Genomic DNA, 24,431 nt, shown 5'->3' on the forward strand with positions numbered 1-24,431 from the left:
TGCCCGCCGCTCGCGCTGCTCTACCAGCGCGAGAGCGGCCCCCGCGTGCGCGCGACGCTCGCCGTGTTCTTCATCGTCGGCGCCCTGCTCTCCCTCGCCACCCTCGCCGCGGCGGGACGGCTCCCCGTCCGGCAGGTCACGGCGGGCGTTGCGCTGGTCCCGTTCGTCCTAGCGGGCTTCGCCGCCGCCGGACCCCTCCGCCGCTACCTCGACGACGGCCGCCTCCGCACCGCCCTCCTGGCCGTCGTAGGCACCTCCGCCCTAGCCCTGATCATCCGCAACCTCCTCTGACCCGCCCCGAACGGCTCAGAACTCGATGAAATGTGGTGGAGAGAGGGTGGTGGTGTTGGTCGTCCGTAATCTGGGTTGATGCGGCGACCGACGAAGGATGAGCTTGAGGCTGCTCGTGACCGTGTCATTCCGGACGTCCTGCCGCCGGACGGTGGGACGCTCCGGGTGCTGTTCAGCGGGATCAACCCCGGATTGTATTCGGGGGCTACGGGGCGGCATTTCGCGCGGCCCGGGAACCGGTTCTGGCCTGCGCTGTACCGGTCGGGGTTCACCGACCGGCTCCTGGATCCGTCCGAGCAGGACCTCCTGCCGTCCTACGGGCTCGGCATCACGAACCTCGCGCACCGGACCACGGCGCGGGCCGACGAGTTGACCGCCGACGAGCTTCGCGAGGGCGGGCGCCGGCTCGCCGAGCTTGTGGAGCGGCTCCGGCCGTCGTACCTCGCGGTGGCCGGTGTCACCGCCTATCGGACGGCGTTCGGGCGTCCGGGTACCCAGATCGGACCGCAGGACGAGACGTTCGGCCACGCCCGGGTGTGGGTGCTGCCGAACCCGAGCGGGCTCAACGCGAGCTGGCCGCTCGACCGGATCGCCGCCGAGTTCCGCCGCCTGCGCGAGGCGGCCGAGGCCTAGCGTCAGGTCGCGTTGTTGAGCGCGGCGGTCGCGGTGAACATGGCGGTCACCTCGGCGACCAGCGTGGCCTTCGGCTCCCACAGGCCGGGGCGGCCGAGCGCCACGATCGGGCGGGGGAGGGCCCGGACGTCCCTCAGGTGCCAGTGGTGGAGGCCCGGCTCCGCCCACGGCCCGCACTCGCACGGGCGGCCGCCCGCCGAGCACACGTCGGCGAGGTCGGCGACCGCGATGATCGCGCCGATGGTGGCGAGCGGGTCGCGCGGGTCCCAGCCGGCGGCCTGGATGAGCGGCGAGTCGCACGCCTTCAGGTCGACCCGCATGGACGCGTGGATCAGCAGCGGACCGCGGTAGGCGGTCGGCAGGCTCTGGTTCGAGACGGACTTCCCGCCACGCGCGATCGCGAACGCCCAGGGCTGCTGAACACTCATCGCCTGCACGCGGTCATCTCCCTGCCGTCGACGTCGGTCTTTCGCGGCGGGACGATCGGTGACGCGTTCGATTCCCACCGCGGAGCTCCTTTGATCATCCATGTGACGCGTGAGGGACCGGCCGGGTTGACGTCTCCGAGCGCCTTCCACTGCAATTCTCTCGGCGGTCCGAAAAACGGCTTTCCGGCGGACCTCAGCCCTTCAGCGCACCCGCCATGAGGCCCCGCATGAAGAACCGCCCGAGCAGAAGGTAGACGAGGACGGTCGGCAGCGACGCCAGGAGCGCCTCGGCCATCTGCTGGTTGTACTGGACGGCCACCGCGCCCGATCCGGCGGTGTTGTTCAGCATAACCGTGACCGGCCAACTGTCGGGAGCCCCGAGGAACACGGCGAACAGGAAGTCGTTCCACATCGAGGTGAACTGCCAGATCAGCGTCACCGCGAACGCGGGCCCGGACACCGGCAGGACGATCGACCAATAGGCGCGCAGCATCCCGGCGCCGTCCACCCGGGCCGCCTCGATCAGCTCGTCCGGAATCGTCACGTAGTAGTTCCGGAAGATCAGCGTGCAGATCGGGATTCCGTACACGACGTGCGCGAGGATCAGGCCGCGGATCGTCCCGGACAGTTCCATGTCCGTCAGCAGCCCGGCCAGCGGGATCATCACCGCCTGGTACGGGATGAACATGCCGAACAGGAAGAGCGTGAACACGACGTCCGCGCCGGGGAACCGCCATTTCGACAGGACGTAGCCGTTCAGCGAGCCGAGCGCCGCCGAGATCAGCGACCCGGTCACGGCGATCTTGACGCTGTTCTCCAGGCCGGGGCGCAGCGCGTGCCACGCCGAGCCCCAGCCGGACGTGCTCCAGTGCCCCGGCAGGCTCCACGCGCTGCTCGGGTCGGCCTCGTCCAGCGGCTTGAAGCTGGTGACGACCAGCACGTACACCGGGATCAGGAACAGCAGGACGAACGCCAGCAGCACCGCGAGCTTCACGGCCTGCGCCGGGCGCGTCATCGGGTCCGCTCCGCGCGCACCGACCACACCAGGTACGGGACGACCAGCAGCGCCACCGCGAAGAGCAGGTAGCTCGCGATGGTCGCGCCGTTCGCCGGGTCGTGCCGGTCGAAGATCTCGACGTAGGTCGCGACGGCCGGGACGTAGGTGATGATCTGCTTGCCCGCGATCGCCATGATCAGGTCGAACACCTTCAGCGAGATGTGCCCGAGGATGATCAGCGCGGACAGCGTCACCGGCCGGAGCTGCGGGAACACCACGTACCGGTACACCTTCCACTCGGACGCGCCGTCCACCCGCGCCGCCTCGCGCAGTTCCTCCGGGACGCTCCGGAACCCGGCCAGGTACAGCGCCATCACGTACCCGGACATCTGCCAGACCGCGGGCAGCGCCATCGCCGCCATGCCCCAGTCCGGGTCCTGCCACCAGTCGTTCGCCAGCGCCCCGAGGTGGAGCCTGTCGAAGAGCTGGTTGAACCCGACCGCGCGCTCCGGCGGGGCCGGGTTCATCAGCCAGCGCCACACGACCCCGCTGGCGATGAACGACACCGCCATCGGGAACAGGTAGACGACGCGGAACGACGCCTCGCCGCGGATCCCCTTGTCCATCAGGAACGCGAGGAACGCGCCGAGAACCAGCGCGCCGACGACGAACACGGCGGTGAACAGCAGGGCGTGCCGGACGGCGCCCGGCCAGCTCGGCTGGTGCCACAGGTCGGCGAAGTTCCTGCCCTTGTCGAACCCGTATCCGCTGACCTCGTCGTGCTTCCCGCTCAGCGCGACCCGCGTGTTCCAGAAGATGAGCCCGTAGACGAACAGGCCGATCGCGACGATGGACGGCGAGAGGAGCAGCAGCCCGGGCAGCCATTTCCTGGCGCGGCGGAGTCTCACCGGTTCACAGGCCGCTGTTCTTGGCCGCGCTCACCAGCCCTTGCTGGAGTTTGCCCGCGTCCTTGTCCTGGAGGAACAGGCCCACCGCCGTGTCGATGTCGGTGTGCCATTTGTTGTTCGCGTTGACGCCGTGCCAGAAGGAGCCCGCCAGCTTCGTGGCCGGGTTGTTCCACTGCTCGAACGCGTACTGGAGGTAGCCCGTGTAGAGGCTCTTGTCGGCGTCCTTGCGGGCCGGGATGGAGCCCTTCTTCGGGTTGAAGAGGTCCTGCCCCTCCTTGCTGGACACCTCCTTGAGCCACGCCTCGGCACCCGCCTTGTGGGGCGCGCCCTTGGGAAGGGTGAAACTGTCCGACAGCCACAGATAGGTGCCGTCGGTGCCGGGCGCGGGCGCGTACTTGAAGTCGGTGTCGAGTTTCTTGCCGAGGCCGTTCGGCGCGCTCCCGGTGAAGTAGCCGTAGGCCCAGTCGCCCATGATGTTGAACGCGGCCTTGCCGTCCACGACGGCCTTCGCGGCGCCCTGCCAGTCGGTGGACGCGGCCTCCAGCGTCGTATACTTCATGATCTCGGCGAAGTCGCCGAGCGCCTTGGTGACGGCCGGGGCGCCCCAGTCGGCGCCCGGCTTCCACAGCGCGTTGTAGGCGTCGGTGCCGAGGTCGCCGAGCAGGACGTTTTCCAGCAGGTGGTCGGCCGTCCACTGCGCGCCGAGCGACAGCGGGACCTTCTTCGTCCTGTCCTTGACGGCCTTCAGCGCGGTGACGAACTCCGCGACCGACTTCGGTGCGCCGGACACTCCGGCTTCCTTGAGGATGCCGGGGTTGTACCAGAGGACGTTCGACCGGTGGATGTTCACCGGCACCGAGTAAAGGTGCCCCTTGTAGGTGATCTGGTCGAGGAGTTGCTGCGGGTAGACCGACTTCAGGTTGTTCCGCTGGTAGAAGTCGTCGAGCGGTTCGATCTGACCGGCCTTGATGTAGTCGAGCAGTTCCGCGCCCGCGTGGCCCTGGAACGAGTCCGGCGGCTTGCGGTTCTGCAGTCGGCTCGCGAGGACGGCCTTGGCCTGCGTGCCCGACCCGCCGGCGATGGCGGCGTTGACGAACTTCGTGCCGGGGTTCCTCTTCTGGAAGTCGGCCTGCATCGCGGCCAGCCCGTCCGCCTCGCCGGGGCCGGTCCACCAGGAGAACACCTCGACCTTGGACTTGTCGTCGCCGGATCCCGAGTCCTCGTTCGCGCCGCAGGCCGGCAGGGCCAGCGCGCCGGTCATCGCCACGGCCGCGAACACCGTCCAGCGGCGCCTGGGAGCACGTACTCGCATCGTCCGTCCCTTCGGTTGCCCCGGAAAAGCAAGCGTCCGTTCGGACGCGAGGACGGGTCAACACCGAGGGTCGAAAAGTGATCTAGCGGTGATGCGAGCACCACGCTCCGTCGGCACGCGGCCGTGCCGCGGGCCGTGGCGAGGGCGGGGGCGAGGGCGCGGCGGCTACCAGGCGAGCGCGGGCGGCAGCCCGGCCGGGCCCGCGTCGGGCCAGTCCGGCGGCGCGCCGAGCGGGGCCAGCTCGGCGAGCTGGAGCCGGTACCAGGGCGACGCCTCGGGCCGTCCGGCCAGCTCCACGCACCGCTCCCAGGACCACCACTCGGCGTCCTCGACCTCGTCCGGGTTCGGGTGGACGGCCTCGTCCGCCGGGACGGTGGCCCGCACGACCGGGCAGCGCTCGTTCTCGACGGTGCCGTCGCCGGCGACGGCCCGGTACCGGAACCCCGGCAGGACGGACGTCAGCGCGGCGTCGGACATGCCGAGCTCGTCCTTCAGCCGCCGCAGGACCGCGTCGCGCAGCCCCTCGCCCGGGGCGGGGTGGCCGCAGCAGCTGCCCGTCCAGACGCCGGGGAACGTCCGCTTGCCGAGGGCGCGCCGAGTGATCAGTACGCGACCCTCCGTGTCGACGACATAGCAGGAGAAGGCCAGGTGGTAGGGCGTGTCCCTGTGGTGGCTCGTGTTCTTCGGCGCGGTTCCGACCGCCTCGTCATCCGCGTTGAGCAGCACGATCTCTTCGACGACCATGAACACTTCCTACCCCATCGGCACCGGTCGGGTCCGAATTTCCCGTGCGGGTCAGCCGTTTCGCACCCGCCCGCCAGGGTGCGCCTCTGCCCGGCGCGGGCGAACCGGGATTAAACTCGGAACGGCCCGAGCCAGGGGAACCGGTCCCCGACGGAGGAGTTGAAACGAGTGCGCCTGATTGAGTCGATCAAGGGTCCCGACGACCTCAAACGACTGGACGCCGCGCAACTGCCCCGCCTCGCCGAGGAGATCCGCGAGTTCCTCGTCCAGGCGGTCTCCAAGACCGGCGGGCATCTCGGGCCCAACCTCGGCGCGGTCGAGCTGACGATCGCGCTGCACCGGGTCTTCGACTCGCCGCACGACAAGATCCTCTTCGACACGGGCCACCAGGCCTACGTGCACAAGCTGCTCACCGGGCGCCACGACTTCGAGCGGCTGCGCAAGCGCGGCGGCCTGTCGGGCTACCCGAGCCGCGCCGAGTCCGAGCACGACGTCATCGAGAACTCGCACGCCTCGACCGCGCTGTCGTACGCCGACGGGTTCGCCAAGGCGTTCCAGATCCGCGGCGAGGGCGACCGCGCCGTGGTCGCGGTCGTCGGCGACGGCGCGCTGACCGGCGGCATGTGCTGGGAGGCGCTCAACAACATCGCCGCGGGCGGCGCCGACCGCCCGGTCATCATCGTCGTCAACGACAACGGGCGCTCCTACTCGCCGACCATCGGCGGGCTGGCCTCGCACCTGGCCGACCTGCGCGTCACCCAGGGGTACGAGAACGCGCTCGACCTCATCAAGAAGACCGTCCCGCGCGCCCCCGTCGTCGGCAACTTCACCTACGAGGCGCTGCACGGCATCAAGAAGGGCCTCAAGGACGTCCTCCAGCCGCAGGCCATGTTCGAGGACCTCGGCATCAAGTACGTGGGCCCGATCGACGGCCACGACGAGGACGCCGTCGAGCGCGCCCTGCGCCGGGCCCGCGGGTTCGGCCGCCCGGTCATCGTGCACTGCATCACCACCAAGGGCCACGGGTACGCGCCCGCCGAGAACGACACCGAGGACTGCATGCACGGTCCCGGCGCGTTCGACCCGGCCACCGGCGGGATCGCCCCGAAGAAGGGCGGCCCCGCCTGGACGAAGATCTTCGGCGCGGAGATGGTCGAGATCGGCCGCGAGCGCCGCGACGTGGTGGGCATCACCGCCGCGATGCTCTACCCGGTCGGGCTCGCCCCGTTCGCCGAGGCGTTCCCCGACCGCATCTTCGACGTGGGCATCGCCGAGCAGCACGCCGTCACGTCCGCGACCGCGCTCGCGATGGGCGGCCTGCACCCGGTCGTCGCCCTCTACGCGACGTTCCTGAACCGCGCCTTCGACCAGGTGCTGATGGACGCGGCGCTGCACCGGCAGCCGGTCACCTTCGCGTTGGACCGCTCCGGCGTGACCGGCGACGACGGGCCGTCCCACAACGGCATGTGGGACATGTCGATCCTGCAGCTCGTGCCGGGGCTGCGGGTCGCCGTCCCGCGCGACGGCGCCCGGCTGCGCGAGCTGCTGCGCGAGTGCGTGGCCGTGTCCGACGGGCCGACCGCGATCCGCTACCCGAAGGGCCCCGCCGCCGCCGACATCGAGGCGATCGACCGGGTGGGCGGCATGGACGTCCTCGCCCGGCACGACGGCTCCAACGGCACCCGCGTCCTGCTCGTCGCGGCCGGGTCGATGGCGACGCCCGCCGTCGAGGCCGCCGGGCTGGTCGCCGCGCAGGGCATCGGCGTCACCGTCGTCGACCCGCGCTGGGTGAAGCCGCTCGACCCGGCGCTGCTCGACCTCGCCCGCGAGCACGCCCTCGTCGCCGTCGCGGAGGACAACGGCCGCACCGGCGCCCTCGGCGACGCGGTCGCGCGGCTGCTGCGCGACGGCGAGGTCGACGCGCCGATCCGCACCTTCGGCATCCCGCAGGAGTTCCTCGACCACTCGGCCCGCGCCGAGATCCTCGCCGACATCGGCCTCACCCCGCAGGCCCTCGCGCGCGACCTCACCGAGTACGTCGCCCGCATCACCTCGGCGGACACCCCGTCGGCGCCGGACGGCGAGCCCTCCGACCGCGAGACCTCCGACCGCGACTGACCGGAAGTCCGCGGCAGTCCCCTGGCCGCGCTCACTCCCGGGTCGCCGGTTCCAGACGCAGGACGGCGACCCGGCCGGTGTGGCGCTCGATCTCCTCGACCGGCGCGGCCGGGGCGAAGGGCAACTCCGGGTCCCGGTAGCCGGACGCGGCCAGATAGGCGGCGAGGGCCGTGAGGCATGGATGGCGGGCGGATCCGCGCCGGACTTCGCGTGCTGCTGCCGTCGTAGGCGCCCGGCTAGACGCCGTCGGCCGAGAGCAACTGCCAGAAGTGGGTGATGGACGCCGCGGCCGTGCCGAGCTCGCGGCCCGAGTACGTCCAGCGGCCGCGCAGCAGCCAGGGGCGTCCCGAGCCGTCGCGGACGAAGACCTGGAGCGGGAAGCTGGCGTCGTGCGCGCGGATGACGCCCGCCGGGTCGACCGAGGGGTCGAGCCGCGGCTCGCCCTCGCACCGCACGCCCATCACGGACGTGCGCGGGTCCTGGCGCAGGAGCCCCTGCGTCAGGTCGTACACCAGTACGGAAACGTAGTCGGGCCCGAGCCATCTGAGGTCTGGCACCGTCTCGGGTGGGGGGAACCCGTACAGTTCTGGACCGCCGGTCACACGCCGCACCGTAGCGCCAGAGTGACATACCCGTCACTACCTGACGGCCGGGAGATTGTCGGGAATGTGAATCAGTCGCGGCCGCGGCACGCGGACGTCATCGCCTCCCAGCGCGCCAGTTTGACGCGCTCGCCCCGGTCGAGCGCGCGGGCGAGGGCGATCTCGGCGGCGTCCAGGTTCAGCCAGTCGTCGTAGGTGACGACGCGCAGGCCGCGCGATTCCAGCAGCTCCTCGATCGTGTGCTCGGGGGGCGTGCGCGTCCCGTCGGCGAGGACGTCCTCCAGCAGGTTGCGGACGGTCTCCGCCGCGTCCGACTTGTTTGTGCCGACGACCCCGGTCGGCCCTCGCTTGATCCATCCGGCGACGTACTCGCCCGGGATCGGGGTTCCGTCCGGGCCGATGATCCGCCCGCCCGCGTTGGGGACGGTCGACGTCCGCTCGTCGAACGGGACGCCCTCCAGCGGCACGCTCTGGTAGCCGACCGAGCGCAGCACCAGCCCGACGGGGAGCGTCTCGAACTCGCCGGTCCCGGTGACGCGGCCGGTCTCGTCCAGCCGGGTCCGCTCCAGCCGCAGGCCCTCGACCCGCTCCGTGCCGAGGATCTCGACCGGCGCCCGCCAGAACCGCACGTCGATCCGGCGCGGGCGGTCGGCGGGCGGCTCCGCCGTCCACGCGTTCAGCACCTTGACGTTGCCCCGGACGTGCCGGTCCTTCTCGGCGAGCTCGGCGCTGACCGGGTCGAGGTCCATGTCCCCCGGGCTGACGTGGATGCCCGCGTTCGGAAGCTCGCCCAGCTCGCGGGCCTCCTTGGTGGTGAACTTGGCCTGGGCGGGGCCGCGCCGTCCGATCATGTGGACGCGCTTCACGCGGCTGCGCGACAGCGCCTCGATGACCTGCTCGGGGACGTCGGTGGCGCGCAGCTCGTCGGCCGACTTGGCGAGGATGCGGACGACGTCCACGGCGACGTTCCCGACGCCGATCACCGCGACCTCCTCGACCGACAGGTCGAACGAGTGGTCGGCGGCGTCGGGGTGCCCGCAGTACCAGTTGACGAAGTCGGTGGCGGCGATGCTGCCCGGCAGCTCCTCGCCCGGAATGCGCATGTGCCGGTCGACCATCGCGCCGGTCGAGTAGATGACGGCGTCGTAGCAGCCGAGCAGGTCGGCGCGGCTGAGGTCGCGGCCGAGCTCGACGCAGCCGAAGAAGCGGACGGCCGGGTTCTCCAGCACCTTCTGCAGGTACCGGGCGATCGCCTTGATCGACGTGTGGTCGGGCGCGACGCCGTAGCGGACGAGGCCGTACGGCGAGGGCAATCGGTCGAACACGTCCACCCTGACGTCCCCGCCGGTCTGCTTGACGAGCGCCTCGGCCGCGTAGATCCCCGCGGGGCCGGACCCGATCACCGCGACGAGCACTGGAGAAGCCATGGCCGCCATTGTGCCCACCCGGCCGCCAAAAGGACACCGTGAGGCCCATCACGGCGGGCCTCCGATATTTCACGGGTTTCGGACGGCGCCCACCCTGCTCCTCCGGTACCCGTACGCGGCGTAGACGACGACCCCGATGACCAGCCACGCGGCGAACCGCAGCCACGTCTCCACCGGCAGGTTGATCATCACGAACAGGCAGCCCAGCACCGACAGGGCGGGGATGAGGGGCACCCACGGCGTGCGGAACGAGCGGGGCAGGTCCGGGCGCGTCCGGCGCAGGATCACCACGGCGACGGAGACGACGAGGAACGCGAACAGCGTGCCGATGTTGACCAGTTCGGCGAGCTTGGCGAGCGGGATGAACCCGGCGAGCACCGCGACGATCGTGCCCATCAGGATCGTCGAGCGGTAGGGCGTGCCGAAGCGCGGGTGGACGGCCGACAGCCAGGGCGGCATGAGGCCGTCGCGGCCCATCGCGAAGAAGATCCGGCTCTGCCCGAGCAGCAGGATCAGCACGACGGTGATGAGCCCGGCGACCGCGCCGACGTCGATGATCGTGGCGAACGCCGGATGCCCGACCGCCTTGAACGCGTCCGCGAGCGGCGCCTCGGTGCTCAGGTCCTTGTAGTTCTGCATGCCCGCGACGACCGTCGACACCGCCGCGTACAGCACGGCCGTGATGACGAGGGAGCCGATGAGCCCGATCGGGATGTCGCGCTGCGGGCGGCGGGCCTCCTCGGCGGCCGTGGCGACGATGTCGAAGCCGATGTAGGCGAAGAAGACGATGGCGATGGCGGCGAAGATGCCGAGCCAGCCGAAGCTCGCCGGGGTGATGCCGAACAGCACCTGCATCAGCGGCGCGCCGAGCCCGCCCTCCGACGGCGTCGGCTTCGACGGCGGGATGAACGGGTGGTAGTTCGCGCCCTTGACGAAGAACAGCCCGGCGACGATCACCAGCAGCACGACCGCGATCTTGATCGTCACGACGATGGCGTTGACCCGCGACGACACCTTGATGCCGAGGACGAGCAGCGCGGTCACGGCGACGACGAGCCCGATGGCGGGGACGTTGACGGTCCCGCCGTCGCCCGGCGGCGCGGCGATCGAGTCCGGGACGGTGATCCCGACGTCGTCCAGCAGCGAGGCGAAGTAGCCGGACCAGCCGACCGCGACGACGGCCGCGCCGAGCGCCATCTCCAGGATCAGGTCCCAGCCGATGATCCACGCCGGGAACTCGCCGAGCGTGGCGTAGGAGAACGTGTAGGCCGACCCGGCGACCGGGACCGTGGAGGCGAACTCGGCGTAGCAGAGCGCGGCGAGCCCGCACACCACGGCGGCGAAGATGAACGACAGCGCGACGGCGGGACCGGCCTTCTCCCGGGCGACCTGGCCGGTCAGGACGAAGATGCCGGTCCCGACGATGACCCCGACGCCGAACACGGTGAGGTCCAGCGCCGACAGGGCGCGTCGGAGCCGGTGGCCCGGCTCCTCGGTGTCCCTGATCGACTGCTCGACCGTCTTCGTCCGGCGCAGGTCCATCGCGCTTCCTCCGGGTGTTGATCACAGGGGTGTGCCAGCCCTATGCCCGGCAGCGCGCGGCTTATGTGGCGGCTTGGACGGGAAGCGACGCCACCCCCGGCTCCAGGAACCGGCGGCCGGTGACCCGCTCGGAGACGCCGGACCTGTCCAGGTACGGGGTGATGCCGCCGAGGTGGAACGGCCAGCCCGCGCCGAGGATCATGCAGAGGTCGACGTCCTCCGGGGCGGCGACGACGCCCTCGTCCAGCATCACCCGGATCTCGTCGGCGAGCGCCGCGAGCGCCCGGTCGAGCACCCGCTCCTCGGTGGACGGGCTCGTCCCGCCGCCGAAGATCTCGACGGCCTCCGGGTCGAGGGAGAAGTCCGGCAGGTAGACGCCGGACTTGCCGGCCGCGACGAGCTTGCCGAGGTTGTCCGACAGCGGGAACCGGTCCGGGAACGCGGCGTGCAGGGTCTCGTTGACGTGCAGCGCGATCGCCGGGCCGACGAGCCCCATCAGCACGAACGGCGGCATCGGCAGGCCGAGCGGCTGCGCGGCCCGCTCGGCCACGTCGATCGGCGTGCCCTCGTCCACGGCCTGGACGATCTCCGCCAGCAGCCGCAGCAGCACGCGGTTCACCACGAACGCCGGGGCGTCCTTGACCAGCACGCACGACTTCTTCAGCGCCTTGCCGGTCGCGAACGCGGTGGCGAGCGCCGCGTCGTCGGTCCACTCGCCCCGGACGATCTCCAGCAGCGGCAGCACCGCGACCGGGTTGAAGAAGTGGAACCCGACGACCCGCTCCGGCCGCCGCAGCCCGTCCGCCATCTCCGAGACCGACAGCGACGAGGTGTTCGTCGCGAGGACGCACTCGTCCGAGACGTGCTCCTCCAGTTCGGCGAACACCTTCCGCTTGACCGACATCTCCTCGAAGACCGCCTCGATGACGAAGTCGGCGTCGGCGAAGGCGTCCTTGGTCAGCGAGCCGGTGATCAGCGCCTTGAGGCGGCCCGCCTGGTCGGGGGAGAGGCGCCCCTTGGCCTGCAGCTTGTCGATCTCGGCGTGCGCGTGGCCGACGCCCTTGTCCAGACGCTCCTGGTCGAGGTCGGTCAGCACGACCGGGACTTCGAGGCGGCGCGCGAACAGCAGCGCGAGCTGCGAGGCCATCAGGCCCGCGCCGACGACGCCGACCTTCGTCACCGGCCGGGCGAGCGCCTTGTCGGGCGCCCCGGCGGGACGCTTCGCGCGCTTCTGCGTCAGGTCGAACGCGTACAGCCCGGCGCGCAGCTCGTCGCTCATGATCAGGTCGGCGAGCGCCTCGTCCTCCGCGGCGAAGCCCTCGTCGCGGGTGCGGTCCTTGGCGGCGGCGACCAGGTCGAGCGCCCGCGTGTAGGACGGCGCCGCCCCGTGCAGCTTGGCGTCGACGTTCCAGCGGGCCATCGCGACGGCGTCGTCCCACGCCTTGCCCGTGTCGACCTCCGCCCGGCGGACGGTGATCTCGCCGTTCAGGACGCGGGCCGTCCAGGCGAGGGACTCCTCCAGGAAGTCCGCGGAGTCGAAGACCGCGTCGGCGATGCCCAGCTCGTACGCCTGCGCGCCCTTCAGCATCCGGTTCTGCGCGAGCGGGTTCTCGATGACGACCTTGAGCGCCTTCTCCGCGCCGATCAGGCGGGGCAGCAGGTACGTCCCGCCCCAGCCGGGCACGAGGCCGAGGAACGCCTCCGGCAGCGCGAACGCGGGCACGCCGGACGAGATCGTCCGGTAGGTGCAGTGCAGGCCGAGCTCGACGCCGCCGCCCATCGCCGCGCCGTTGTAGTAGGCGAACGACGGGACCTCCAGCTCGCCGAGCCGCCGGAACACGTCGTGGCCGAGCCTGCCGATGGCCGCCGCGTCCGCCCGCCGCCGGATCAGCGGGACGCCCTTGAGGTCCGCGCCGACCGCGAAGACGAACGGCTTGCCGGTGACGCCGACCGCCGCGAGGTCGTCGCGCGCCGCGACGGCGTCGAGGGCGGCGCCCAGCTCGGCGAGGCCGTTCGGCCCGAACGTGTTCGGCTTGGTGTGGTCGTGGCCGTTGTCGAGCGTGATCAGCGCGAGGGTGCCCGCGCCGCCGGGCAGCGTCACGTCCCGCACGTGGGCGTGGGTGACGACCTCGTCGCTGAAGAGTTCCCCGAGCCCGCTCATTTGGTGCCTTCCCATCCAACGTTCTCCCAGAGAACCGTCCCGCCCATGCCCATTCCCACGCACATCGTGGTCAGTCCGTACCGGACGTCCCGCCGTTCCTCGAACTGCCGGGCGAGCTGGTTCATCAGCCGGACCCCGGACGAGGCGAGCGGATGCCCGACGGCGATCGCGCCGCCCCACGGGTTCACCCGCGCGTCGTCGTCGGCGATCTTGAAGTGCGCGAGGAACGCGAGCACCTGCACGGCGAACGCCTCGTTGATCTCGATGAGGCCGATGTCGTCCATGGTCAGCGCGTTGCGGGCGAGGAGCCGCTCGGTGGCCGGGACGGGCCCGACGCCCATCACCTCCGGCTCCACCCCGGCGAACGAGAAGTCGACCAGGCGCATGCGAGCGGTGAGGCCCAGCTCGGCGGCGACGTCCTCGGCGGCGAGCAGGCAGGCGGTCGCGCCGTCGTTCAGCCCGGCGGCGTTCCCCGGCGTGACCCTGCCGTGCGGACGGAACGGCGTCCGCAGGCGGGCGAGGTCGTCCATCGTGGTGCCGGGACGGGGCGGCTCGTCCTCGGTGGCGAGGCCCCACCCCTTCTCGGCGGAGCGGACCGCGGTCGGAACCAGGTCGGGCTGGATCTTCCCGGCCGCGTACGCGGCGGCGACCTTCTGCTGGCTGCGCAGGGCGTAGGCGTCCGCGCGCTCCTTGGTGATCTCGGGGAACCGGTCGTGCAGGTTCTCCGCCGTCGACCCCATCACGAGGGCCGACGGGTCGACGAGCTTGTCGGCGAGGAACCGCGGGTTCGGGTCGACGCCCTCGCCCATCGGGTGGCGTCCCATGTGCTCGACGCCGCCCGCGATGGCGACGTCGTAGGACCCGAACGAGATCCCCGCGCCGGATGTGGTCACGGCGGTCATCGCGCCCGCGCACATCCGGTCGATGGCGTAGCCGGGGACGGTCTTCGGCAGCCCGGCCAGCACGGCGGCGGACCGCCCGATGGTGAGGCCCTGGTCGCCGGTCTGGGTGGTGGCGGCGATCGCGACCTCGTCCACCCGCGCGGGCGGGAGTGACGGGTTGCGGCGCAGCAGCTCGCGGATGGCGCGGACGACCATGTCGTCGGCGCGGGTCTCCGCGTACAGGCCCTTCGGGCCCGCCTTGCCGAACGGCGTGCGGACGCCGTCGACGAACACGACGTCGCGTGCGGTGCGTGGCACGGTTCGTCCTCCCTGCGGATGGGGTCCGGCGGCGCCGCCGGGCCTTTGCTACCAGTCGGTAACCATTCATACTACTCGTCAGTAACCACTGACGCCGGTCCGCCCGTCCGGAGCGGCCCCGACCGGTCTTGTTCCGCAGGTGGCGGCTGGGTAACGTGGCCGGATATCACCGAGGAGGGCGCGGTGACGCACGCGAGGCCCGCGTACCGGCCGGGGATGCGCCGGCGGATCGGGCATATCCGCGATCTGACCGCCCTCCTACTCCGCACCGGGCTGCCGTTCGCGGGCGGCCCGCGCCGCGCCGGGCGCCAGCTCCGCATGTTGCGCCGCTGGGGCACCACGCTCGCCGGGCTCGTCGCGGGCGCCGCCGCGCGCTCCCCGTCCCGGACCGCGCTGATCGACGACGACGGCGCCCTCACCTTCGCCGAGCTGGACGAGCGCGCCGCGCGGCTCGCCGCCGGGCTGCCGCTGCGCGGCCCGCGCCCGCGCGTCGGCGTGCTCTGCCGCAACCACCGGGGCATGGTGCTGACGCTCGTCGCGTGCAGCCGGCGCGGCGCGGAGGTCGTCCTGCTCAACACCGGCGCCGGGGCGGGCTGGACGCGCGCCGTGCTCGGCGAGCTGCGGCCCACGCTGATCGTCGCGGACGCCGAGTTCGCGCCGCTGCTCGCCGACATGCCGATCGCGCTCCGCCGGACGGTGCTGTGGGCCGACCGCCGTCCCGGCCCCGATCCCGCCCCGCTGTCCGCGCCCGTTCCGCTCGCGGCGCTGCCGCCGCTGCCGCTGGCGCCGCCCCGGCCTCGGCCCGCGCCGGAGCCGGGCCGTCCGGTGCGCGGACGGAGCCTGGACGAGGTCATCCGCGCCGTCCCGGAGTCGGAGGCCGTGGCGGCGCCGCCGCAGATCCAGAGCCGGACGATCATGCTCAGCTCGGGCACCACCGGACGTCCGAAGGGCGCCCGCCGCCCGCCCCGCCCCGGGCTGTGGCCGCTCGCGTCGATGACGTCCCGGATCCCGCTGCGCGCCCGGCAGACGATGGTCGTCGAGGCGCCGCTGTTCCACACCTGGGGCTACGCCGCCCTGCAGATGGCGTGGGCGCTGCGCGCCCCGGTCGTGCTGCACCGCCGGTTCGACCCCGAGCAGACGCTGCGCACCGTCGCCTCCCACCGGGACGTGGCCGTGTTCGCCGTGCCGGTCATGCTGCAGCGCGTCCTCGACCTCGACCCGGAGGTCCGCGCCCGGCACGACACGTCCACGCTGCGGATCGCGGCGGTCAGCGGCGCCGCGCTGCCCGGCGACCTCGCCACCCGGTTCATGGACGAGTTCGGCGACCGCCTCTACAACGTCTACGGGTCGACCGAGGCATCGTGGGTGTCCATCGCCACCCCGCGCGACCTGCGGCTCGACCCGCGCACCGCCGGACGCCCGCCGCGCAACACCGCGCTCGCCATCCGCGACGCGGGCGGCCGCCGGGTCGGCCGCTCCACCATCGGGCAGATCTACGTCGCGAACGAGCTGCTGTTCGAGGGGTACACGGGCGGCGAGCCGATGGAGGTCCGCGACGGGATGCTCGCCACCGGCGACCTCGGCCATATCGACCACCGGGGCCTGCTGTTCGTCGACGGGCGCCGCGACGGCATCGTCGTGTCGGGCGGGGAGAACATCGTCCCGCGCGACGTGGAGGACGCGCTGCTCCGCCTCCCCGAGGTCCACGAGGTCGCGGTCGTCGGGGTGCCGGACGAGGACTGGGGGCAGCGGCTCGCCGCGTACGTCGTCCTGCGGCCCGGCGCCCGGCTGGACGCCGACGCCGTGCGCGCGTACGTGCACGCCCAGGTCGCCCGGTACGCGGCCCCGCGCGACGTCCACTTCATCGCCGAGCTGCCGCGCAACGCCACCGGCAAGGTTGTGCACCGCTGGCTCGCCGCGCGCCCCGGCCAGACCGTGCCGGAGGGCAGCGTCCGCTGGCCGCCGCCCCGGGACTCGGCCCACTCCCTCGACGCGGAGCAGGCCGGCTAGGTCGCGGCGACGGCGGTCAGGGCGGGTTCCGCCGACAGCGGCAGCAGGACGGTGATCGCCAGGCCGCCCTCCGGGCGCGGGACGGTCTCGATCGTCCCGCCGTGCACGTCCACCACCGCCCGGACGATCGACAGGCCGAGGCCCGCCCCGTCCGCCGACCCCGTCCGCTCCCGGCCCGCCGCCCGTTCCCCGCGCGGGGGGCGGTCGGGGCGCAGCCGGCGGAACGGCTCGAAGATCGTCCCGATCTCGTAGCTCGGCACCGCCCGTCCGGTGTTGACGACCTGGAGGAACGCCGAGCCGTCCCGGACGCCGGTGCGCACCCAGACGCGGCCGTCCCGCACGTTGTGCTTCACCGCGTTCTCCAGCAGGTTCACGGCGCAGCGCTCCAGCAGGACGGGGTCGCCGCTCACCGTCGCGGGCGCGAGCCTCGCCTCGACGTCGACGGCCGCCTCGTCCGCCTGGCCGTCGAGGTGGTCCAGGGCGCTGCGGACCACGTCCGGCAGCGGCGTCGCGACCCGCGCGGCGAGGTCGCGCTCCGAGCGGGCCAGCGTCAGCAGCCCCTCGATCAGCCGCTCGTGCCGGGCCGTGTTGCCGAGCAGGACGTCCGCGAGCGCCTTCGTCTCCGGCGGGTTCTTCCGGCTGGCGAGCGCGACCTCAAGGACGGTCCGGTTGATGGTGAGCGGCGTGCGCAGCTCGTGCGAGGCGTTCGCGACGAACCGGCGCTGGGCGTCGAACGCGCGGTTCAGCCGGTCCAGCATCCGGTTGAACGTGTCGGCGAGGTCCTTGATCTCGTCCTGCGGGCCGTCCAGGACGATCCGCTCGTGCAGGTTGCTCTCCGACAGCCGCCGCGCCGTCGCCGTGACCGTGTGCAGCGGGCGCAGCATCCGCCCCGCCACCACGTACCCGATCACCACGGCGAGGACGCCGAGGACCAGCATCGTCACGAGGGAGCTCTGCAGGAGCTGTTCGAGGACGTCGTGCTTCTGCTGGGTGAACTGGCGGTCGGCGTCCGCCTTCAGCGCCATCAGCTGGTCGACGTCGCCGTTCACGGCGAGGCTGCGCAGCCGCGTCACGGTCACCGGGGTGACCCGGTCGCTCATCGTGAACCGCTGGTCCATCGAGCGGACGGTCAGCAGGTACGTCACCCCGACCAGCACGGCCGACGTGACGAGGAACAGCGACCCGTACACGAGCGTCAGCCGCGTCCGCACGCTCAGCCGCGGCCTGCCCGGCCGCCTCACCGCGTCCCCAGCCGGTACCCCGACCCGGTGACCGTCTCGATCACCGGCGGGCCGCCGAGCTTGCGGCGCAGCGTCGCCATCGTGACCCGGACGATGTTGCTGAACGGGTCGATGTTCTCGTCCCACGCCCGCTCCAGCAGCCGTTCGGCGCTCACCACGCCGCCGTCCGCCCGCAGCAGCTCCTCCAGCACGGCGAACTCCTTCTTCGTCAGCCGCAGCTCCCGGCCGTCGCGCGCGGCCCGGCGCCGGTACGGGTCGAGCCGGATGCCGCGCCGCTCCAGGACGGGCGGCACCACCGGCCCCGACCGGCGCGCGAGCGCCCGCACCCGCGCGACCAGCTCGCCGAACACGAACGGCTTCGGCAGGTAGTCGTCGGCGCCGAGGGACAGGCCGTCCACCCGGTCGTCGACGTCGGCGGCCGCGGTCAGCATGAGGATCCGCGCGGAGCCGCGCCGCGTCACGAGCTCCCGGCACACGTCGTCGCCGTGGACGCCCGGCAGGTCGCGGTCGAGGACCACGACGTCGTAGTCGGTGTGCGACGTCCGCTCCAGCGCGTCGTCGCCGTCGTACACCACGTCGACCGCCATCGCCTCTTCGCGGAACCCGTCGGCGATGGTGTCGGCGAGCACGCGCTCGTCCTCGACGATCAGTACACGCATGCGGAGAGCATGACCGGTGAGGGGTTAAGCCTCGATAAACGCCCACTTCCGCCGGGGGGCGCCCGGCCGCACGCACTCCTGGGCGGCCGGGCGTCCCCCTCGCTAGTCCCGCGTTCTCACGGGGTGACCGCGACGGCGTTGTACGGGGTGTCGGGGGTCGGCGTCGTGTTGAACCGGGCGTTCGGCAGGTACAGGCGGGAGCCGGAGCGCGCGACGCTCGTCGGGACGTCGAACCGCGGGTCGGTCAGCTTCTTGACGACCTTCCCCTCGGTGGCGGCGTCGTTCAGCTCGATCACGGACACGGTGTTGAGCCGGTTCTGCACGGCGTAGACGGTGCGTCCGACGAGCAGGATGCCGTCCCCGGCCGTGAGGATCTCGCCGCCCAGGCCGATCGCCTTCGCGACGCCGGTCTCCGGGTCGACCTTGAACAGCTTGCCCGTGTTGGACTGGATGAGGACCAGCGACTTCCCGCCGTCCAGCGCCTCGATCCCGTTGGAGTTGAATCCCTCGCCCCACACGATGTCGCCGGTGAGGGGCAGGGTCTTGACCTCTCCGTCCCCGCTCAGCGGGACCCGGTAGAGCTGCTGGTTGGTCGAGTCGCTGAACCACGCCGCGTCCTTGGTGAGGGCGACGTCGTTGATGAAGGCCGCCTTCGTCGTCAGCTTGTACGACTTGACGACCTCCCCGTTCTCGGTGTTGACGACGCGCGCGTCCCCGGCCTTGCCACCGGCCACGTACAGCCGGTCCCCGCGCGTCTCCAGGCCGAGCGACGGCGTCCCCGGCCCCTTGCTGATCAGCTCTCCCTTCCCGGTCCGCAGATCGGCCCGGTAGATCGCCCCCGTCGACCGCGACCCGAAGAACGCCACGGGCCCCGGCCCGGTGGCGATCCCCTCGGGCTGGAACCCGTTCGGCAGCGCGATCTGGTCGGGCTCAGGCCCCGTGGCCCCCTGGGCGGAGCCCCCCACGGGAACGAGCAATCCAGCGGACAGGACGGCAATGACAATTCGAGACCACATGGCCCCCAAACTCCCGCAACCCACCCCCCGGCACCAGACCCACGAAACGGACCCGATGCACACTTTCCAAGTTCCCCCTGATCAGCAAGGACCCCGCGGACCCGCCGCCGCACATTCCGGCAGGCACCGCAAACTCCGGCACGCTCCGCCAACCCACCCGGACATCCGCTAATGCGCATTTAACGCGGGGGTCGGTGTGATGGCTCTTCGGTTCGGGGCCGGGTGGTTCCGGGGAGAGGACGGCATGGGATTCAAGGTGTGGGTCGTCGTGGTCGCGGTGCTGGTCGGGGGTGCGGGGTGCGGTGGCGGTGATGACGGGGGCGGTGTGGCCAGTGCGGGTGGGGCCGCCGCGGGCGGGGTTTCGGCGTCGCCCAGTGCTTCGCTTTCGGCGGAGGACTCTCGGCTCAAGTTCGCGCAGTGCATGCGGGAGAACGGGGTGGACGTCCCCGATCCGGGGTCGGGGGACGCGTCGGCGCTGCGGCTCGGGAAGGGCGCCGGCAGGGAGAAGTTGCAGGCCGCGTTGAAGCAGTGCCAGCAATGGCTTCAGGCGGGCGGGAAATTGCCCGACATGAAGGATCCGAAGAAGCGCGACCAGTACGTCGAGTTCGCGCAGTGCATGCGTGAGCACGGCGTGGACATGCCCGATCCCGGGCCGGACGGGAAGATCAGGCTGCCGTCCGAAGGGGTCGATCGGGGCGCGGTGGAGAAGGCGCGGAAGGCGTGCCAGGGGAGTCTGCCGGGGGCCGGGGAATGAGGCGGGCCGTGGTGGCGGGCGGGGTCGTCGTCGGGGTGGTCGTCGCGGGCGGGAGCGTTCTGGCGTGGACGTCGGACGGCGGGGAGGCGAAGGCCGGGTCCGGGATTCCTCTGACGACCGCCGTGGTGAGCCGGGGCGATCTCGTCGACACGGAGAAAGTGGACGGGAAATTGACGTATGAGGGCGTCCGGCAGGTGTGGACGGGGGCGTCCGGGGTGGTGACCTGGGCGCCGGAGGCGGGGGCGACGATCAAGCGGGGCGGGACGCTGGTGAAGGTCGCCGACAAGCCCGTGACGCTGATGTACGGCGGCAGCCCCATGTACCGGACGCTCGGGCAGGGCGACTCGGGCAAGGACGTCCGGGATCTGGAACGGAATCTGCGGGCGCTCGGATACGGCGGCATCACCGTCGATGAGGAGTTCACGGGTTCGACGGAGAGCGCCGTCCGGAAATGGCAGGACGACAAGGGGCTGGACGAGACGGGAATGGTCGGCCCTGATCAGGTGGTGTTCCTGGACGGCGCCGTCCGCGTCCGCGAGGTCGCGGCGCCGGAGGGGAAGCGGGTCGCGCGGGGGCAGCCCGTCCTGACGGTGGCGGGGACGCGGCGGCTCGTCCACGTCGACCTGGACGCCGACAAGCAGGATCTCGCCAGGAAGGGCGCGAAGGTCACCGTGGAGCTGCCGGGCGGGAGGACGGTCGGCGGGACGATCACCAAGGTCGGCAGCGTGGCCGAGAGCACCGGGACCGGGCCGGACAAGAAGACCACGGTCGGCGTCGACATCTCCCTCGGCGGCGCCGGGACGGGACGCCTCGACGAGGCCCCCGTCACCGTGGAACTGGAGAGCGAGCGGCGCGAGGACGTCCTGTCGGTGCCGGTCGAGGCGCTGCTCGCGCTCCGCGAGGGCGGCTTCGGCGTCGAGGTCGTCGCGGCGGACGGGGCGCGGCGGCTCGTGCCCGTCCGGACCGGGGCGTTCGGCGGCGGGCGCGTCGAGGTCACCGGGACCGGGATCGGCGCGGGCGTGAAGGTCGGGGTGCCGGCCCGGTGAACATCGTCGAGCTGGCCGGGGTGGCCAAGGAGTACGCGGGCGGCGTGGCGGCGCTGCGCGGCGTCGACCTCGCGATCGCGCCGGGGGAGATGGCCGCGATCGTCGGGCCCTCGGGGTCGGGGAAGTCCACGCTGCTGCACATGATCGGGACGCTGGACCGTCCGACCAGGGGGCGGGTGCGGGTCGCGGGGCACGAGGTATCGGAGCTCGGCGACCGGGAGCTGTCGGCGCTGCGGGCGCGGCACATCGGGTTCGTGTTCCAGCAGTTCCACCTGTCCGCCGGGGTGAGCGCGCTCGACAACGTCGCCGACGGCCTCCTGTACGGCGGCGCCTCCCGTAGGGAGCGCCGGGAGCGGGCGCGGGACGCGCTGGAGCGCGTCGGGCTCGGCCACCGGACCGGGCACCGCCCGCACGAGCTGTCCGGCGGCGAGCAGCAGCGGGTCGCGGTGGCGCGGGCCGTCGTCGGGGAGCCGGACCTGCTGCTCGCCGACGAGCCGACCGGCAACCTCGACTCCGCCGCGGGCGCGGAGGTGCTCGCCCTGCTGGACGAGCTGAACGACGCCGGGACCACCGTCGCGATCATCACCCACGACCTGGACGTGGCCGCCGCGGCGCCGCGCCGGGTCCGGGTCCGGGACGGCCTGATCGTCGCGGACGAGCGGATGGAGGTGGGCGCGGTATGAGCTCCGCACTGGCGCCCGCGCGGCTCGGCGCGGGCGACGTCCTGCGCGTCGGGCTCGGCGGGCTGCGGTCGCGTCCGACGCGGGTGGTGCTGTCCGCGCTCGGCATCGCGATCGGGATCGCGACGATGGTCGCGGTGATCGGGATCTCCTCGTCCAGCAAGGCGGACCTGCTGCGGCGGCTCGACCGGCTCGGCACGAACCTGCTGACCGCCGCGCCCGGCGACACGCTGTTCGGCGGGAAGGCGGCGCTGCCGGAGACGGCGCCGGAGATGGTCCGCCGGATCGGGCCGGTCACCGCGGTCGGCGCGACCGGCTCGGTGGACGCGACCGTCCGCCGCACCGACCGGATCCCGAAGGAGGTCACGCAGGGCATCGCCGTCCAGGCCGCGACGACGGACCTGCTCGGCACCCTCGACGTCGGCATGGCGGGCGGACGCTGGCTGAACGCGGGCACCGAGCGCTATCCCGGCGTCGTGCTCGGCGCGGAGGCGGCGCGGCGGCTCGGCGTGGACCGGGCGGGCGGCCAGGTGTGGATCGGCGGGCGCTGGTTCGTCGTCCTCGGCGTGCTGCGGCCCGCCGAGCTGGCGCCGGAGATCGACCGGTCCGCCCTCGTCGGCTGGGACGCGGCCCGCCGCCACCTCGGCTTCGACGGCCATCCGACGACGATCTACGAGCGGTCGGCGGACGGGGCGGTGGCCGACGTCCGGGCCGTCCTCGCCCGGACGGTCAACCCCGAGCACCCCGAGGAGGTCGAGGTCAGCCGCCCGTCCGACGCGCTGGAGGCGAAGGCCGCGGCGGCGGGCGCGTTCACCGGGCTGCTGCTCGGGCTCGGCGCGGTCGCGCTGCTGGTCGGCGGCGTCGGCGTCGCCAACACCATGGTGATCTCGGTGCTGGAGCGGCGCCGCGAGATCGGGCTGCGCCGCTCGCTGGGCGCGACGCGCGGCCAGGTCCGGACGCAGTTCCTCGCCGAGTCGCTGCTGCTGTCGGCGTTCGGCGGCGCCGCCGGGGTCGTCCTCGGCACGGTCGTGACCGCCGGGTTCGCGGTGTGGAAGGGATGGCCGCCGGTCATCCCAGTGTGGGCGCTCGGCGGCGCGCTCGCCGCGACCCTCGCGATCGGCACGGCCGCCGGACTGTACCCGGCGATGCGCGCCGCGCGGCTCCCGCCGACCCTCGCGCTGGCCGCCGTCTGAGTCTGGCGACGTCCCGACGAACCGGTGCATGATTGGGACGGGCCCGCAGAATTCACCCCGGGGCCCGCCGAAGTTCCGCCTGGGGGAGGTGCCTCGTACGCCATGCCGGTGCCACGCCCGCTCCGGGAGCGCTGCCGGGAGTTCCTCGGGATCGACGGGGAGATCCGCTACATCTTCCCCGCGCTGGCCTTCGGCGGCGGCGCGGGCTTCATCTTCGTCGTCACCGACGACCAGGTCGCGGTGATCTCCACCGGCGCGATGAGCCGCGGCACGCCGCGCAGCGTCTGGGGCAGCTACCCGCGCGGCACCCGGATCGGCCCGGTGGAGACCGGCGTCGGCGCCTCGTTCGAGTTCGGCGGGGCCGTCTTCGAGCTGGACGACGAGTACGTCCCGGTCGTCAACGCCGCCGACGCCGAGATCTTCGCCCGCGACAGCCTCCCGCGAGACCCCCTCCCCGACCTCTGAACAGCACGGGCCGGGCGGCCGGAGGCCGTCCGCGTCGTGACGGGGGTTCCAGGGGGGGCGCCCCCCTGGGAGTTACGGCGTTACGGGTTCGGTGGTCTTGGCCTTGGCGGGCTTGGACGTGGACGGGTTGCGCAGGAACAGGGCCATGACCGGGACCAGGTAGGCCAGCCACATGATGAGCTGGAGCCAGGTGATCTGCGGGGTGACGTTCAGGACGCCCTGGAAGACCGTCTGCATCCAGTCGCCCGCGTCGCCGAACTTGGCGAAGAAGGCGTGCGGCTCCAGCGCGACCGAGCCGAGGCCGGGGAAGACCTCGGCCTCCTGGAGGTCGTGGAAGCCGTAGCCGAACACGCCCGCGGCGACGACGATCAGGGCCGCGCCCGTCCAGGTGAAGAACCGCTTCAGGTTGATCTTGAGGCCGCCGCGGTACAGCAGGTAGCCGAGCGCGACGGCGACGGCGAGGCCGAGGAACGCCCCGGTGATCGGCTGGGTGGACCCGCCGGAGGAGTTGGAGATGTTCGTCCAGAGGAACAGCGCGGTCTCCAGGCCCTCGCGCCCGACGGCGAGGAACGCGACGGCGGCGAGCGCGAGCGGGCCGACGTTCAGCGCCCCCTCCAGCTTGCCTTCGAGCTCGGCCTTCATGAAGCGGGCCGTCTTGCGCATCCAGAAGACCATCCAGGTGACGAGCCCGACCGCGATGATCGACAGGATGCCGCCGAACAGCTCCTGCGTCTTGAACTGCATCTCCGAGGAGGCGGCGCTCAGCGCGATCCCGAACCCGGCGGCGAGCGCGACGGCGAGGGCGATGCCGGTCCAGACGGGCAGGAGGGCCGCGCGGTTGCCGGTCTTCACCAGGTACGCGATCAGGATGCTCACGACCAGGGCGGCCTCAAGCCCTTCCCGCAGCCCGATGAGGAAGTTGCCCAGTAGCATCGCGCGCTCCTCCTGATCACACACCTGTGTTTAGGCAAACCTAACCTAAGCCAGTGTGTTCCTCTCGCCCGC

Annotated in this window: 22 protein-coding genes and 1 pseudogene; 9 read left to right on the top strand and 14 right to left on the bottom strand. The window is 72.3% G+C overall.

Going from position 1 to position 24,431, the window contains the following annotated elements:
• Window positions 1-291, top strand: a pseudogene (locus ACH01S_RS44495) (sulfite exporter TauE/SafE family protein); the annotation flags it as partial.
• 78 nt (window positions 292-369) lie between these two features.
• Window positions 370-924, top strand: a complete 555-nt coding sequence (gene mug / locus ACH01S_RS19885) for a G/U mismatch-specific DNA glycosylase (RefSeq protein WP_083980896.1) — start codon at window positions 370-372, stop codon at window positions 922-924.
• A gap of 2 nt (window positions 925-926) precedes the next feature.
• On the opposite strand, the gene ACH01S_RS19890 is transcribed toward mug, so the two are convergent.
• The 5 genes from ACH01S_RS19890 to idi all read right to left on the bottom strand — a co-directional run bounded on the left by ACH01S_RS19890 (window position 927) and on the right by idi (window position 5,313).
• The gene (locus ACH01S_RS19890; RefSeq protein WP_246237045.1) at window positions 927-1,352 is read right to left on the bottom strand and encodes an ASCH domain-containing protein; all 426 of its coding nucleotides are present in this window, start codon (window positions 1,350-1,352) and stop codon (window positions 927-929) included.
• Window positions 1,353-1,545: 193 nt separating this feature from the next.
• A complete protein-coding gene (locus ACH01S_RS19895) occupies window positions 1,546-2,367 on the bottom strand; it encodes a carbohydrate ABC transporter permease (RefSeq protein ID WP_067893535.1) in 822 nt (273 codons plus the stop codon).
• Window positions 2,364-3,257, bottom strand: coding sequence for a carbohydrate ABC transporter permease (locus tag ACH01S_RS19900; RefSeq protein ID WP_246237004.1), 894 nt, complete (start codon window positions 3,255-3,257; stop codon window positions 2,364-2,366). The genes ACH01S_RS19895 and ACH01S_RS19900 overlap by 4 nt, the downstream gene beginning before the upstream one ends.
• Before the next feature lie 4 nt (window positions 3,258-3,261).
• Window positions 3,262-4,569 carry an ABC transporter substrate-binding protein gene (locus ACH01S_RS19905; protein WP_067893376.1) on the bottom strand — a complete coding sequence of 436 codons (1,308 nt, stop codon included), beginning with the start codon at window positions 4,567-4,569 and terminating at the stop codon, window positions 3,262-3,264.
• A gap of 165 nt (window positions 4,570-4,734) precedes the next feature.
• A complete protein-coding gene (idi, locus tag ACH01S_RS19910; protein WP_067893539.1) occupies window positions 4,735-5,313 on the bottom strand; it encodes an isopentenyl-diphosphate Delta-isomerase in 579 nt (192 codons plus the stop codon).
• A 168-nt stretch (window positions 5,314-5,481) separates the two neighbouring features.
• Between idi and dxs the strand changes: the two genes are divergently transcribed.
• Window positions 5,482-7,431, top strand: coding sequence for a 1-deoxy-D-xylulose-5-phosphate synthase (gene dxs, locus ACH01S_RS19915; protein WP_067893378.1), 1,950 nt, complete (start codon window positions 5,482-5,484; stop codon window positions 7,429-7,431).
• Window positions 7,432-7,667: 236 nt separating this feature from the next.
• Here the strand turns inward: dxs and ACH01S_RS19920 are convergent, their stop codons facing one another.
• From ACH01S_RS19920 to ACH01S_RS19940, 5 genes are all read right to left on the bottom strand, one after another.
• Window positions 7,668-8,033 carry a hypothetical protein gene (locus tag ACH01S_RS19920; protein WP_067893380.1) on the bottom strand — a complete coding sequence of 122 codons (366 nt, stop codon included), beginning with the start codon at window positions 8,031-8,033 and terminating at the stop codon, window positions 7,668-7,670.
• A 71-nt stretch (window positions 8,034-8,104) separates the two neighbouring features.
• Window positions 8,105-9,460: an FAD-dependent oxidoreductase gene (locus tag ACH01S_RS19925; protein WP_148344609.1), complete on the bottom strand. Its 1,356-nt coding sequence runs from the start codon at window positions 9,458-9,460 to the stop codon at window positions 8,105-8,107.
• 69 nt (window positions 9,461-9,529) lie between these two features.
• Window positions 9,530-11,002, bottom strand: coding sequence for an amino acid permease (locus ACH01S_RS19930; RefSeq protein WP_067893384.1), 1,473 nt, complete (start codon window positions 11,000-11,002; stop codon window positions 9,530-9,532).
• A gap of 61 nt (window positions 11,003-11,063) precedes the next feature.
• Complete coding sequence (locus ACH01S_RS19935; RefSeq protein ID WP_067893386.1) at window positions 11,064-13,163, bottom strand: 3-hydroxyacyl-CoA dehydrogenase NAD-binding domain-containing protein; 2,100 nt, start codon at window positions 13,161-13,163, stop codon at window positions 11,064-11,066.
• A complete protein-coding gene (locus tag ACH01S_RS19940; RefSeq protein ID WP_067893389.1) occupies window positions 13,160-14,362 on the bottom strand; it encodes a thiolase family protein in 1,203 nt (400 codons plus the stop codon). The genes ACH01S_RS19935 and ACH01S_RS19940 overlap by 4 nt, the downstream gene beginning before the upstream one ends.
• A gap of 183 nt (window positions 14,363-14,545) precedes the next feature.
• Between ACH01S_RS19940 and ACH01S_RS19945 the strand changes: the two genes are divergently transcribed.
• Window positions 14,546-16,372: an AMP-binding protein gene (locus ACH01S_RS19945; RefSeq protein ID WP_246237001.1), complete on the top strand. Its 1,827-nt coding sequence runs from the start codon at window positions 14,546-14,548 to the stop codon at window positions 16,370-16,372.
• Here ACH01S_RS19945 and ACH01S_RS19950 read toward each other — a convergent pair.
• The 3 genes from ACH01S_RS19950 to ACH01S_RS19960 all read right to left on the bottom strand — a co-directional run bounded on the left by ACH01S_RS19950 (window position 16,369) and on the right by ACH01S_RS19960 (window position 19,237).
• On the bottom strand, window positions 16,369-17,613 hold the full coding sequence (locus ACH01S_RS19950; protein ID WP_255220282.1) for a sensor histidine kinase: 1,245 nt from the start codon (window positions 17,611-17,613) through the stop codon (window positions 16,369-16,371). The two genes, ACH01S_RS19945 and ACH01S_RS19950, sit on opposite strands and share 4 nt — an antisense overlap.
• Window positions 17,610-18,272 (bottom strand): response regulator transcription factor, encoded by a 663-nt coding sequence (locus ACH01S_RS19955; protein ID WP_067893391.1) that lies wholly within the window; start codon window positions 18,270-18,272, stop codon window positions 17,610-17,612. The genes ACH01S_RS19950 and ACH01S_RS19955 overlap by 4 nt, the downstream gene beginning before the upstream one ends.
• A gap of 116 nt (window positions 18,273-18,388) precedes the next feature.
• Window positions 18,389-19,237, bottom strand: coding sequence for an NHL repeat-containing protein (locus ACH01S_RS19960; RefSeq protein ID WP_218010327.1), 849 nt, complete (start codon window positions 19,235-19,237; stop codon window positions 18,389-18,391).
• Between the two features lie 295 nt (window positions 19,238-19,532).
• On the opposite strand from ACH01S_RS19960, the gene ACH01S_RS19965 reads away from it, so the two are divergent.
• The 5 genes from ACH01S_RS19965 (at window position 19,533) to ACH01S_RS19985 (ending at window position 23,426) form a co-directional block, all read left to right on the top strand.
• Window positions 19,533-20,042 carry a hypothetical protein gene (locus ACH01S_RS19965; RefSeq protein ID WP_067893544.1) on the top strand — a complete coding sequence of 170 codons (510 nt, stop codon included), beginning with the start codon at window positions 19,533-19,535 and terminating at the stop codon, window positions 20,040-20,042.
• A complete protein-coding gene (locus ACH01S_RS19970; RefSeq protein WP_067893394.1) occupies window positions 20,039-21,088 on the top strand; it encodes a peptidoglycan-binding protein in 1,050 nt (349 codons plus the stop codon). The genes ACH01S_RS19965 and ACH01S_RS19970 overlap by 4 nt, the downstream gene beginning before the upstream one ends.
• On the top strand, window positions 21,085-21,771 hold the full coding sequence (locus ACH01S_RS19975; RefSeq protein ID WP_067893395.1) for an ABC transporter ATP-binding protein: 687 nt from the start codon (window positions 21,085-21,087) through the stop codon (window positions 21,769-21,771). The genes ACH01S_RS19970 and ACH01S_RS19975 overlap by 4 nt, the downstream gene beginning before the upstream one ends.
• Window positions 21,768-22,961: an ABC transporter permease gene (locus ACH01S_RS19980; protein WP_067893398.1), complete on the top strand. Its 1,194-nt coding sequence runs from the start codon at window positions 21,768-21,770 to the stop codon at window positions 22,959-22,961. The genes ACH01S_RS19975 and ACH01S_RS19980 overlap by 4 nt, the downstream gene beginning before the upstream one ends.
• A gap of 102 nt (window positions 22,962-23,063) precedes the next feature.
• Complete coding sequence (locus ACH01S_RS19985; protein WP_067893400.1) at window positions 23,064-23,426, top strand: hypothetical protein; 363 nt, start codon at window positions 23,064-23,066, stop codon at window positions 23,424-23,426.
• A gap of 72 nt (window positions 23,427-23,498) precedes the next feature.
• On the opposite strand, the gene efeU is transcribed toward ACH01S_RS19985, so the two are convergent.
• On the bottom strand, window positions 23,499-24,359 hold the full coding sequence (efeU, locus tag ACH01S_RS19990; RefSeq protein ID WP_067893402.1) for an iron uptake transporter permease EfeU: 861 nt from the start codon (window positions 24,357-24,359) through the stop codon (window positions 23,499-23,501).
• Window positions 24,360-24,431 lie beyond the last annotated feature (72 nt).

Source organism: Actinomadura chibensis NBRC 106107, assembly GCF_001552135.1.
Classification (GTDB): Bacteria; Actinomycetota; Actinomycetes; order Streptosporangiales; family Streptosporangiaceae; genus Spirillospora; species Spirillospora chibensis.